At 53.3% G+C, this 12,694-nt stretch carries 8 protein-coding genes; all 8 read right to left on the bottom strand.

From position 1 onward, the window contains the following. Positions 1-14: 14 nt before the first annotated feature. The 8 genes from K239x_RS08830 to K239x_RS08795 all read right to left on the bottom strand — a co-directional run bounded on the left by K239x_RS08830 (position 15) and on the right by K239x_RS08795 (position 12,687). Complete coding sequence (locus K239x_RS08830) at positions 15-1,748, bottom strand: cytochrome c oxidase subunit I (RefSeq protein WP_145417468.1); 1,734 nt, start codon at positions 1,746-1,748, stop codon at positions 15-17. Between the two features lie 123 nt (positions 1,749-1,871). Further along, positions 1,872-3,032, bottom strand: coding sequence for a cytochrome c oxidase subunit II (locus tag K239x_RS08825; RefSeq protein WP_145417467.1), 1,161 nt, complete (start codon positions 3,030-3,032; stop codon positions 1,872-1,874). Between the two features lie 15 nt (positions 3,033-3,047). Next, positions 3,048-4,010, bottom strand: a complete 963-nt coding sequence (locus K239x_RS08820) for an SCO family protein (protein WP_145417466.1) — start codon at positions 4,008-4,010, stop codon at positions 3,048-3,050. Next, the gene (locus tag K239x_RS28385; RefSeq protein ID WP_419189846.1) at positions 4,000-4,602 is read right to left on the bottom strand and encodes a hypothetical protein; all 603 of its coding nucleotides are present in this window, start codon (positions 4,600-4,602) and stop codon (positions 4,000-4,002) included. Before K239x_RS28385 ends, K239x_RS08820 begins: the two co-directional genes overlap by 11 nt. A gap of 253 nt (positions 4,603-4,855) precedes the next feature. Then, the gene (locus K239x_RS08810) at positions 4,856-6,130 is read right to left on the bottom strand and encodes a hypothetical protein (RefSeq protein ID WP_145417465.1); all 1,275 of its coding nucleotides are present in this window, start codon (positions 6,128-6,130) and stop codon (positions 4,856-4,858) included. A gap of 132 nt (positions 6,131-6,262) precedes the next feature. Further along, entirely contained in the window at positions 6,263-7,699 is a 1,437-nt protein-coding gene (locus K239x_RS08805) for a quinol:electron acceptor oxidoreductase subunit ActD (RefSeq protein ID WP_145417464.1), read from the bottom strand. Positions 7,700-7,792: 93 nt separating this feature from the next. Beyond that, a complete protein-coding gene (nrfD, locus tag K239x_RS08800) occupies positions 7,793-9,220 on the bottom strand; it encodes an NrfD/PsrC family molybdoenzyme membrane anchor subunit (protein ID WP_145417463.1) in 1,428 nt (475 codons plus the stop codon). Between the two features lie 80 nt (positions 9,221-9,300). Further along, the gene (locus K239x_RS08795) at positions 9,301-12,687 is read right to left on the bottom strand and encodes a TAT-variant-translocated molybdopterin oxidoreductase (protein WP_145417462.1); all 3,387 of its coding nucleotides are present in this window, start codon (positions 12,685-12,687) and stop codon (positions 9,301-9,303) included. Positions 12,688-12,694 lie beyond the last annotated feature (7 nt).

Below are 12,694 nucleotides of genomic sequence, written 5' to 3'. Positions count from 1 at the left end.
GCCGGTGGATGAGCCTAGTGAGCAGGCACTTCGGACGGTTGTTCATCGGGAACAAGTTTTCGTTCGGGTTCCGTGCTGACATAGCGTTCGTCTTCGCTGTCCCACTCCACGTTGCCGAACTCGTAGGGATCGCCAACCGAGGGTGCTCGTTCAAAGTTGTAAAATGGCGGAGGACTCGTGCAGTGCCACTCCAATGTTGCTCCACCCCATGGATTCGCAGGCGCTCTTTTGCCCCAGATCAGGGAGTACAGCAAAGTGAACAATGCCACTGTCAGCCCCACGCCCAACAGGAGAGCACCGTAAGTACTCATGACGTGCAAGCTTTGGAATTCGGGGTCGTATGTGGCGTAACGACGGGGCATCCCGCGGCTACCCAGCACAAACTGTGGTAGGAACGTCAGGTTGAATCCAAGGAAGACGATCAGGCAGGACAAGCGACCGAAAAGTTCGCTGTACATCTTGCCGAACATCTTTGGCCACCAGTGGAAGACACCACCAATAAATGCCACTAAGGTCCCACCGACCATCACGTAGTGGAAGTGAGCGACGACGAAATAGGTATCGTGCAAGTGCAAGTCGGTTGCAAGTGTTCCCAAGTGAAGTCCGGTCAGACCGCCAATCGTGAACAAGAAGATGAACGAAATCGCATAGCACATCGGCGTCGTCAGGCTAATCGAACCCTTGTACATCGTGGCCAACCAGTTGAACACTTTGATCGCTGATGGCACTGAAACAGTAAATGTCAAAGCACTAAAAATGATCGTCGTCAGCGAGCTCATGCCCGCAGTGAACATGTGGTGTCCCCAAACCAGGAATCCCAGCAATGCAATTGCGATCGACGAGTACGCGATGAAGCGATAGCCAAAGATTCGCTTGTGACTATGCACACTGATCAGATCACTGATCACGCCGAAAGCCGGCAGAATCATGATGTACACAGCGGGGTGGCTGTAGAACCAGAAAAAGTGCTGGAACGTGACTGGGTCACCATTGTATTCCGGGTCGAAGATCCCGATGTGCATTGTTCGTTCGGCGATCAACAACAATAGCGTGATGCCCAAAACGGGCGTCGCTAGAACCTGAATGATACTGGTCGCGTAGGTCGCCCAAAGAAATAGGGGCATACGAAACCAAGTCATTCCTGGCGGCCGCATCGTGTTGATCGTCACTATAAAATTCAGACCAGTGAAGATCGAACTAAAACCAAGAATGAATGCGCCCATCGTCGCCGCGATCACCGACGTATCGGTTGTCGTGCTGTAAGGCGTGTAAAAAGTCCACCCGGTATCGAGCTGACTTCCCAGTAGAGCCATCAAGAAGAAAACTGCTCCAATCATCCACAAGTAAAAACTGCACAGGTTCAGCCGCGGGAACGCTACGTCTTTGGCGCCCAACATGACCGGCACCAGGAAGTTGCCCAGTGCTGCCGGGATACTTGGAATGATGAACAGGAATACCATCACCGCCCCGTGGAGGGTGAAAACCTGGTTGTAGATGTTGTTGGCATTTTCGCCTTTGAACATCGCCCCATCGGGGCTGAGCAAGTGCAAGCGGATCGCCAGCGCAAGCAGACCAGCGAAGGCAAAGGCGCACGTCACACCAATCAGATACATCACGCCGATGCGTTTGTGATCCAGCGTGAAGATCCAGGACATGATGCCCTTGGAATTGGTCAAGTAGTTTTCGCTGTGGGTGGGATACCCTGGATCGCGAATCTGTGCACCCGATGGAATGGATCCGGCAGACATGTTCAATAACCTCGGTTTAACGCAAATGCGTTGGATTCGTATTAGTCAGGACCAGCATTTCGTTGGCCGTGCTCTTAAATTTAGTTTGACAAACGTCGACCCGCCGCGGGACGGAAAAACGTTCTATTCCTTTGTTTCTCCGGCAGCCGATTCGTCCGCTGCTGGTTGGGTCGTCGCTGGCGTTGCAACCGGCGTGTTGGATGACTGAGTCTTGATGAACTCGGTAATCGAGTAGATGTCGTCGTCGCTCAGTTGGCCCTTGAAACTAGGCATCACTGGAGCATAACCCTCGGCCACTTTTGCTTTGGGGTTGATGATCGATTCGCGGACGTAGTTCTCGTCAAACAGGACTTCTTCACCTGTTTGCAGCTTACGCTTAGAGCCATAGGCGTCCTTGTACGATGGACCGCTTAATTTTGATCCATCCAGACTGTGGCAACCTTGACATCCCCGGCGTTCGTAGAGCAACTTGCCCCAAGCTTCCGGAGTCACATCAGATCCACGAGCACTCACTTCTTTGATCCAAGCATCCAATTCTTCTTGCGTTTCGTGGACAACCACGACCGTCTGCATTTCGGAGTGATTGGTACCGCAGTACTCAGTGCAATACAGGTCAAAAAACCGGTAACCATGCTCCGTGAACTGCCACTTTTCGTAGTTCCAACCCTGTCCGCTTTCCTTAGTCCACTGCGTCGCCTTGGCAAGCTCTTCTTCGCTGACTTTCTCGCTCGCAACCGTCGGCTGAAACCACATGTAGTTGTAGCGGCCAGGAACAATGTCTTTCTTTGCGCGAAACGCAGGGATGTACAAACTGTGGATCACGTCGCTGGATTTCATCGTCAACTTGGTAGGTTCGTTGACGACCAAGTGCAATTCCGGATTGTACGTGCCACGGCCGTAATCCATGGTCCAGCCCCACTTAAAAGCTTGAACGCCGATTTCGTAGCTGCCTTCAGGCACGGTACGAATGTCCAAGTAGGCACGAGCACCCAAGTAGAACAACGCGATCAACACGAACGAAGGAGCGATCGACCAGATCAATTCCACCTTCGTGTTGTGAGCCACTTGGCTTTCCGCTTTCGCGCCCTTGGGCTTGCGATAGCGAATGGCAAAGTAGAACAACAGGCCCGCGATAGGAATGAAAAACAGGAAGCAAATGAACGTGATCACCCCGTACAGCCAATCGTTCGTTTCTGCGAACGTCGAAGCTTGTTCGGGGAACCAGGCGTAGTCTTTAAATTGATCGCCTAAAAGCGAAAAGGCACCAGGCAACATGGCAAACATGAGATTGAGGTGAGCTTAATTGAATAGGTTAGTTGGTTTTGTGCGGTCAGATGCCACGGTTGCACCGTCTCGGTCGTCGGAAGATTCTTGATCTTCGATACTGTTCGGCCCCTTCTTGCGGCCAATCCAAAATGGAGCCAAGCAAGCAAGCATCAAACCGATCGTCGCCGCTCCGCCAAGACGCATGATTCGCCAAGCGTAGGGGGTGTACGAATTGGAATCGGGATCGTAGCTGTAGCACCACAATATGAACTGATCCACTTTGGATCCGATCGTTCCATTTCCAGCATCCACCAAAGCAAGTTTCATCTGCTCGGGCGGAAAGTTGATGTCCAATGAGTAACGCGAAATCACTCCGTCTGGAGACACGTAGCACAACATCGCTGGGTGGTTGTATTGCTGATTCGCGCGGTCGTACTTGTATCGAAACCCAACCGAATCGGCCAATCGCGTAATGATCGGTTGCCGAGCCGTGCAAAATGCCCAGCCGTTGACAGCACCGGGTTGATTCGGCAAATCATCGACATACTTCTGTTTTGTTTCGCGGATTCGTTCCGTCGACTCCGTTGGATCGATGCTGACGGTCAACATGTTAAAGTCGCGACCAATCTGCAAATCCAATTTATTGAGCGACTGACAAAGTCGGTTCAACTGCACGTTGCATAGCATCGGACAGTTGCTGTAGTTGAGCGTGATGATCGTGGGCTTCTTGCCATCGATGAAGTAGCCGGTTTTGACCGCGTTGCCTTTCGAATCCTTCAAAGGCAAGTTGAGCGGGACTTCTTCACCCAGCTTTTGATCGACCGTGACACCACGTTGTTCAAACGGAATTGTGTTATTCAGTTCAACATTCGCACCCTCGCGAAGTTGATCCTGTGCGATGGCGCAGTTGCAGACTGATGCAGCAGTCACCATGACTGCGACAGTGGCAAGCGTTCTGATTGTCAAGGCAAAAAGCCCCGTACGATCAGGCATCATCTTTGACCTCTTCCTTATCGCCTTCAGTTTCTGAAGCGTCGTTGTCAGCTTCGCCGGGCTTGTCTTCTTCGCTCTTCTTTTCGGCTTTCTTTTCAGCAGCTTCTTTCTTTTCCTGTTCTGCTTTTTCTTTGGCCGCCTTTTCGTCAGCAGCCTTCTTCTCCATCAGTTCGTCCGCCTTCTTCTGCTCGGCTGCCTTCTTTTCGGCTGCGGCTTTTTCGTCCGCAGCTTTCTTCTCAGCTGCCATTTTCTCTTCAGCCGCTTTCTTGGCTTCTTCAGCTTTCTTGGCCTCTTCAGCCTTCTTTTTCTCCGCTGCCGCCTTCTTATCTTCTTCTGCCTTCATCGCAGCGGCTTTCGCGTCAGCAGCCTTTTTAGCTTCGGCCTTTTTCTTAGCCTCTGCTTCTTTGGCTTTTTCCATCGCTGCTCTGTCTTTGGCGAACTGTTCCTGTTCTGCCTTCAATTTATCCGCAGCCAGCTTATCGTCACTATTATTCGCGACGATCAACTGCATCGCTTCGGAAACCGGGATCGTGACGTTTCCAGTTTCGTCATCGATGCCGTACTGCGAAATCTGATCCGCTTGATCGGCAAGCACTTTGTTTTGCCGTCGGTAGCTGCTTTTTTCGGCCAAATCGACTTCGTGCCACGAAACCAACGAGTAGTACACAACTTGAACCGCCAAAGCGGTCACCGCTGTCACTACGATCGAAAGAATTCCGACGGTGAAAATGCGTTTTGTGTTCAGGTCGTCGTAAGCGGCCATCGTTTGTCTGCTGAAAAAGTTGTGGTTGAATATCGCGTCGGGGAGCGTTCGGAATCGACCGACCGCTGTGTCTAAGTCGTCAAAATTAAATGTTCTCGAAAGCCATCGATTCGCGGAAACGCGGATCGCGGATCGCGGCAACCTTGGTCTGAGTCGCCAATTTCAAAATCACGCCGACCAAAAGTGCTGCCATGCCAACAACACACAGCAGGCTGGAAACGACTCCAATCGCTCCACCAGCCGTGGCATAAGCGTCACCGTGGATTCCAGAGTACGCTTCGGGCATGATCATCCAGTAAACGTCAAAGTAGTGCATCACTAGGATATAGCAGGCCCAACAGAAAACCAAAAACGGTTTGCGGCGAACATGAATGCTCATCGTGCCCAAGAATGGCAACAACCAGTGCAGCCCAATCAACACAAACGCAACCGTCACCCAAGTCTCTTGCTGGCGGACGAAGAACCATTCGGTTTCCTCCGGAATGTTGCCGTACCAGATCAGCATGAATTGGCTGAACGAAATGTAGGTCCAGAAGAAAACAAACCCGAAGATCAGTTTTCCGAGGTCGTGGTAGTGTTCAACCGTGACTTCATCTTTCAGAGCACCTTTGCTTTGCAGCAAGTATGTTCCCGCCGCGATAGCACAGTGGGCTGACAAAATCGAACCGGCGAAAATGTAAACGCCAAACATGGTCGAAAACCACATAGGCGACAGGCTCATCACCCAGTCAAACGCGGCGAACGAAAGAGTTCCCGAAAAAGCCATGACGGCGGGACCGCTCCACCACTGCATTTGATCCGTCGCTGCTTTCTCGCCCGTCTCATCTTGGTCAGTACTCTTCTTAAAGAAGTAGTAGGCAAGGAAACACCAAACGGCGAAGTAAAACACCGCGCGGATCGCAAAGAAGCCTTGGCTGAGGTATCCCGTCTTGTTGGCAACTACTTCGTCAGCGATATGAGCATCAGCCCAAAACGTCGACGAGTCCCAGCGGTACAAAACGCCTTCGCCAGTGAACAATGTCGCCAAGATTGGCAGAAACAAAACGGCCAACGGAACGATCATCATCATCATCAGTTCAGCGACGCGGCGAACCACGACGCTCCAGCCTGCACGACTAAGATGCTGAATCAGCACGAAAAACAACGATCCCATCACGATCGTAAAGCAATACATGAACGCAGTCAGGTACGCCGACATTCCGAACTTGGCGCTCACGCTGGAATATCCCAGCCCAAGACCGACGAACAGAGCGATGGCACCACCAATGCAAAGTGGCAGTCCGAGCGCAGAAAGGGAGGCGGGCAATTTGAAGGCCTCGTGATCGGCCGGCTTCACTACCACAGGTGCGTGTTCAGACATCTTGGTTGAACTGATTTACTTGGTTGCGTTTGAAAATGATTTGGTGGTGAATCTCGCAAGAGATTCCTTCGTTGACAGAATCTTTTGCAAAGATCCATTCAGCTCGCGAACGAGCGTGTGGGTCTGCCCCAGTTAGGCTGGCTTCGGACTGTCTTTCTTTGACTCGCCAGCTTTCTTTTGTGCTTCTTCCGCTTCTTCCTTTAGCCGCTTTTCGACTCCGGCTTTTTCTTTTTCCAAGCTAGCGCGTTTTGCTTGTGGCACCAAGTCAATCGAAGCGTTTTGACTCTGCTGCAGTGCTCGCACATAGGCAACAATTGCCCAGCGATCTTTGGCTTTGATTTGTCCTGCATATCCCGGCATTTTACGAATACCGTTGGTGATCGTGCTAAACAGCTTGCCGTCAGGATATTTGTCACTGTAAAGCGTTTCTTGATGCAGCGATGATGGCTGGATCCAAGTCGACTGCGACAGTTTCTGTGCTCGTTGGTTGACCAGCCCGTTTCCACCGCCATTCATACCGTGGCAGACGGAGCAGTAAATTCCGAATTGTTGTTGACCACGTTCAAGCAAACTGGCGTCCACTTTGCGTGGGTTCTTGTCCAACCAGACGGTCGTATCCATCACACTTTTCTGTGCTGCGCCGCCGGTCGTTTTGCTGTCGTCGGACTCTTGCATAAACGCGACCAAATGCTCGGACGGTTTGGGTGCGTTGCTGCTGAGCTTTTCAATGCCGGTGGTAAAACTCAGGTCCTGCACTTGTCCGCGAGCCACTGTGCCGGGAATGTCCGGTCGGGCGGCACGATTATCGGCAAAGATCGAAGTGGTCTGCTGAGCGTCGCGAGCAGGCGAGAAGTCCATGTCAAAGAAAATATGAAACCGAGGCGACGAACTATTCGTGACTCGCATCTTTGCGACGATCAATAGCGGGATAATCGAAAGCGCGACGCTAACGAGCCAGGCGACGATCAAAAAGCTTGGCACTTTAGTAGGGCTGTCGTCTTCGACCACCGTATCGATGTGTTCGCCACCACAGTCGGCGAACAATCTCTCGACGCCGGCTTGGTCAAATCGCTCGTCTTTGGAGTCGACGAACAAGAAGAACGTATCGTCGGTGACTCGGTCAAACCGCGGATTGGTAAACATCGGGTTGCTGAACCGTGGCAGCCCGTTGAGTGCCCACATTCCGAAAAACGCACCGAACGATGCCAACAAAATTGTCAACTCGAACGCGACCGGGATAAACGCCGGAAGCGAGATGAATGGTTTTCCCGAGATGATGTACGGGTAGTCAATCGCGTTCATCCAAATCTGCATGCACAACGCGACAGTGACTCCCGTCACTCCGCCAATCAGTGCGATCCAAGGCAGCACAGTTGGCTTGATGCCCAATGCCTTGTCGATGCCGTGAACGGCAAACGGCGCGAACGCATCCGTTTTGGTATACCCGGCGTCGCGAACGCGGCGACAAGCAGCCAATAGCGTGTCGACCGACGTAAATTCGGCGGTGACTCCGTGGATCTTCTTTTCGGATTCGCTAACGGTTTCGGTAGCAGTTTCGCTGGCTGACATCTAAATATCGTGTTGAAAAAAGGCAAGTCGACAAGGTTGCTGATCGCGAGCGATCAGAGCGTTGGATTGCCGAAGCAATCCACGACCATCTTCTTAATGTTCGGTAGCAGCCGCATGGTCATCATCGAGATGAGCCATGTGGTATTGCTTGGCTAAAGTTGATTTGGTTTCGGACATGTTGATCACCGGCATCAGTCGGCAGAACAACAGGAACAGTGTAAAGAACAATCCGAACGAACCGATCAGCATGGCCCAGTCCACCCAAGTTGGCGAGAAATACGCCCAAGCACTTGGCAGGTAGTCACGCGAAAGGCTGGTGCAAACGATGACGAATCGTTCAAACCACATTCCGATGTTCACAAATATCGTGATCACAACAATGATCCACGGCGTCGTGCGGAACTTCTTGAACCAGAACAACTGCGGGCTGATCACGTTGCAAGTGACCATCGTCCAATAAGCCCACCAGTACGGTCCGAACGCACGGTTGGTAAACGCGAATTGCTCTTCGCCGACTTGGCCGTACCAAGCGATGAAGAATTCGGTTCCGTAAGCAAGTCCGACGATCGATCCCGTTGCGAGAATGATTTTGCACATGTTGTCCATGTGCCGAATCGTGATCAGTTTTTCGAGCCCCAGCATGCTTCGTGCAGGAACCATCAGAGTCAGCACCATTGCAAAACCACTGAAGATCGCACCGGCGACAAAGTAAGGCGGGAAGATCGTTGTGTGCCAACCGGGAACTTGCGAAACCGCAAAGTCAAACGAAACGATCGTGTGCACCGAAAGCACCAGCGGCGCGGCGAACGCAGCCAGCAAGGCGTAAGCTTTTTCGTAACGCATCCAGTGACGCGATGAACCGGACCACCCAAGCGAAAGCAGGCCATAGGCCATACGTCGCCATTTATTGGTCGACCGGTCACGGAACGTTGCCAAGTCGGGAACCATGCCCATGTACCAAAACAGCAATGAAACCGTTCCGTAAGTACTGACCGCAAAAACGTCCCACAGCAACGGGCTGCGGAATTGAGGCCACATCCATAGATTCAAACTGGGATACGGAGCCAACCAAAATGCCAGCCAAGCACGACCAACGTGGATCCCCGGAAACGTGCCCGCACAGGCGACCGCAAAGATCGTCATCGCTTCGGCAGCACGGTTAATACTGGTGCGCCATTCCTGGCGGAACAGAAACAGGATTGCACTGATCAGTGTTCCCGCGTGACCGATACCGACCCAGAACACGAAGTTCACAATCGGCCAGCCCCAGAAAATCGGCGACCGGTTTCCCCAGACGCCAACACCGGTGTACAGCAGGTACGCGATCGTCAGACCCAGCATTTGCAGCAGGGCAAACGCGACCAGAAAACCAGCGACCCAGCTCTTGCTAGGTGGTCGTTCAGCCACCTGACAAACCGTTTCGGTAATGTCGTGGTAGGTCGTATCGCCAAGCACCAACGGCGCGCGTTGGCCAGGTTTTTCGACGGTGTTATCCAATCCGTTGGGAATGGCTAATGACATGTGTCAAATCTACTGAAAGGAAGTTTCGTTGAGTTCTGCTATACGGGAATTGAAATCTCAATTCCGCAATCGTCGGTACGCTATCCGTGAGCGGCTTCTTTTTTGTGATCATCACCTTCGTGACCATCACCGTCATGGTGCTCATCGCCGTGGTGGTCGTCACCATGATCTCCGTGTCCGCCGTGGTGCGGAGCGGTGATCGTTGCCAAGTCTTTGAGCTGTGCGGCCGTCATCAGCGAACCAGGTGTGTTGCGAACCTTGGCCAAGTACTCGGTACGTGGCTTGACGTTCAACTGGCTCAACATGCCGTAGCTTCGTGGATCAGCGTGCTGCTTTGACACCGCCGATTCAGGATTGGTCAAGTTACCGAACTCGATGGCCTTGGACGGACAAGCCGCTTGGCAAGCCGTCACGACGTCGCCGTCTTCGATCTGGCGACCGCCATCTTTGCGAGTTTCGATTTTGGCTTTTTCGATTCGCTGGACACAGTACGTGCACTTTTCCATGACACCTCGGCCACGCACGGTGACTTCAGGGTTCATCACCAACGCTTGCAATTTGCGATTGGCCGATTCGATGTTGCCGGGGAAAGAATCGACGCCGTAACCGACACCGATGTCCGCGTTGTAATTGAAGTAATTGAATCGACGAACTTTGAACGGGCAGTTATTGGCACAGTAACGAGTACCGATACAACGGTTGTAGGCCATCGCGTTAAGGCCTTCCTTCGTATGAACGGTCGCAGCGACCGGACAAACCTGCTCGCAAGGAGCCGTTTCGCAGTGCATGCAAGCGACAGGCTGCTGAACAATGTCCGCGTTTTCGGCGTCACCTTGGAAATAACGATCCAGTCGCAACCAGTGCATTTCGCGGCTGTTCAAGATCTGTTCGCGGCCCACGATCGGCACATTGTTTTCGCTCTGGCAGGCGACAACACAGGCGTTGCAGCCGACACACTTGCTCAGGTCGATCGCCATGCCCCACTGAGGCAAACGCTCTTCAAATTGGTTTTCGGGCGTCTCTTCGATGTCGTGAATCGGCTCGGTAAACGGCGACTGGTGATCACCTACAAGCGGAACGTGCGGTTCTTTTGGAGGAGCTTCGGCAAACCCTGGCACTTTGTCGAACAAGGCCAACGTTCCCTCGCGAACCAAGTTGAAACTTCGGTCCTCGGTTTCTTGCTTGCCACCTTCGTCGATCGCCCAGTGGTCCTGAGTCGTGGCGATTTCGTACTCGGTGTAATCCGGACGTGCCTCGACGCCCAAAGCAACCAACATCGATTCGCTCGTGCGGATTGGCGACACATCGACGCCCACGATCGGAACGTCTTTATCTGGGTTGCCGCCCACATTGCCCACGACCGTTCGGCCGTAACCCAGCTGGACCGAAATGACGCCGGGTGCGTACCCAGGCATTTCGTAAACAGGCAACTTAACTTTTGCATCGCCGACGCGAATCGCAACCGTCAAACCATGCTTGACGCCAAGCGTCTTGGCCGACGCAGGACTCATGATCGCCGCGTTGTCCCAAGACATTTTTGTCAACGACTGCGGCATCTCTTGCAGCCAGCCATTGTTGGCAAAGCGACCGTCGTACAGACCATCGGCAGGCGTAAAGATCACGTCAAAGTCGTTTTGATCGATGTCGTCGGCGGAGACTGCAACCGGTGCGTCGCTAGTGAGCTCGTTTGCGTCACCACCTACCGACAAGTCACCGGCTTCTCCTTTGATATCGCCTGAAAAACCATCGTGCAGCAAGGCTCGCCACTGGCGATCACTCAGCGAACTTCCAGCCACTTCATCGGCGGTTGCCCGAGTGATATCCAGGCCGCTCGTTTTGTCTTGACCAAGCATCACCGACAAAACTTCGCTGACACTACGTCCACCCAGCAACGGCAGAATTTGCGGCTGACAAACTCCGTAGCTGCCTTGACTGTCGATCACGTCGCCCCACGATTCCAAAGGGTGCGCCAACGGAATCGACCACTTACAGGCGACTCCGGTTTCGTCGTCATACTCACTGAGGTAAATCGACTCAGCGACGTTCGACAGAGCGGCGGCAAAATCGACGTCGCCGGGAGCGGTCGAAATTGGATTGACGCCGATAATCAGCACGCTATCAAGCTCGCCAGCGTTCATCTTGGTGGCCATATCGCTCAGCGATACCGTGTCCCCCAGGTCACCGTCGACTTGTGGGCGGAACGACTGAAGCGATCCGAACGAGCCCAGCGTTTTGTTCATTTGGATGCCAGCGGAAATCGCTTCGGCACCCAAGTGATCGCCGACCACAACGACTGCTTCGCCACCCGCGTCGGCAACATCGTGTGCAACGGCGTCCAAGAATCGTTCCATACGATCCTCGGCGGAAAGCTCATCGTAGGGTTTGCTCTGATCCCCATGACTGTGAGCTTCGCCAGATTTCATCGCAGCCACACGACGACCAAGCTCAGCGATAAACGCCTTCATCTGACTTGGACGAATCGCTAATCGAGCGTCGGCGGTCGCACCCGTTTGTGAATAACCACCTTCGACGACGTACAAACGGTTCATGTCGCCGTTGACGGGATCACGCCGCGTCGAGAACGCACTGGCGTTTTGCACCATGCCAATGTCAGCGCCCAAAATGTCTGCCTGGATCGCGACAATGACCTTTGCCTTGCCCAAATCAAGCACCTGCTGAGCAGGCTTGCCGAGCGTCCTGGTCGTTGCAACTCGCATCGCGTCGCCCCAGACGCCGTCGTAGCGAGCCAAAGTGGACTCAGGCAATCGCTTTTTCAGTGCCTTTAACATCCGCACCGTCGATGGCGAAGAAGTAGGCCCGACGAGCACGCCAAACCGAGCACCGCTGCCGAGCGATTTTACGAGATTGCTGCCGTAAGTATCGAATTCGTCCCAGTTCACTTCAAAACGACGCGTGCCGCCGTCTTTCTTGTGACGCAAGAAACCCTCGTCGCCGCGTGATCGATCCGGATCATAAAGACTGAGGATCGAAGCTTGAGCGTAAGCATCGGTGCCGCCGCCGGTGGGGTGATCGTTATTGGGTTCGATCTTAAGCGGACGACCGTCAACGTTGCTGATCAGCAAGTTGTAGACGCGGTCGGCCAGCTCGAAATTCGTTGCACGCGAATACGACTCACCAGGAATCCGGCCTTCCGGGCGAACAACAAACGGCGCGATGGCTTCCTCGGGGTAGCGACAACCAGCGACGCCAGCCATCGCCATCGAAGCGCCCATCAGTTTCATCCAACGACGCCGCGAGACGCCTTCGGGAAATTCCGATGCCGCGACGGGAAATTCGCGGTGCAGAAAATCGTTTACGAATGTTTCGTCACTGTTCAGCTCCGAAAGACTTCGCCAGTAGCGAGGACGCTCAGTAGTACCGTTGTTTTCCGAAGCGTTAGCCGGTGACGCTTTTGCTTGCGGCAACGCGTTTGCTTGGGGCAACTGAGGTAGTTCGTAAGAGGTCATAACGAAA

It is taken from the genome of Stieleria marina (assembly GCA_007741555.1).
Classification (GTDB): domain Bacteria; phylum Planctomycetota; class Planctomycetia; order Pirellulales; family Pirellulaceae; genus K23-9.
Note: the sequence above shows the minus strand (reverse complement) of the source record. Positions and strands in the feature narration are given on the sequence as shown.

Bases quoted from the DNA above. Each gene is read 5' to 3' on its own strand.
- K239x_RS08830 (WP_145417468.1), bottom strand. From the start codon at position 1,748: ATGTCTGCCGGATCCATTCCATCGGGTGCACAGATTCGCGATCCAGGG.
- K239x_RS08825 (WP_145417467.1), bottom strand. From the start codon at position 3,032: ATGTTTGCCATGTTGCCTGGTGCCTTTTCGCTTTTAGGCGATCAATTT.
- K239x_RS08820 (WP_145417466.1), bottom strand. From the start codon at position 4,010: ATGATGCCTGATCGTACGGGGCTTTTTGCCTTGACAATCAGAACGCTT.
- K239x_RS08810 (WP_145417465.1), bottom strand. From the start codon at position 6,130: ATGTCTGAACACGCACCTGTGGTAGTGAAGCCGGCCGATCACGAGGCC.
- K239x_RS08805 (WP_145417464.1), bottom strand. From the start codon at position 7,699: ATGTCAGCCAGCGAAACTGCTACCGAAACCGTTAGCGAATCCGAAAAG.
- K239x_RS08795 (WP_145417462.1), bottom strand. From the start codon at position 12,687: ATGACCTCTTACGAACTACCTCAGTTGCCCCAAGCAAACGCGTTGCCG.
- nrfD (WP_145417463.1), bottom strand. From the start codon at position 9,220: ATGTCATTAGCCATTCCCAACGGATTGGATAACACCGTCGAAAAACCT.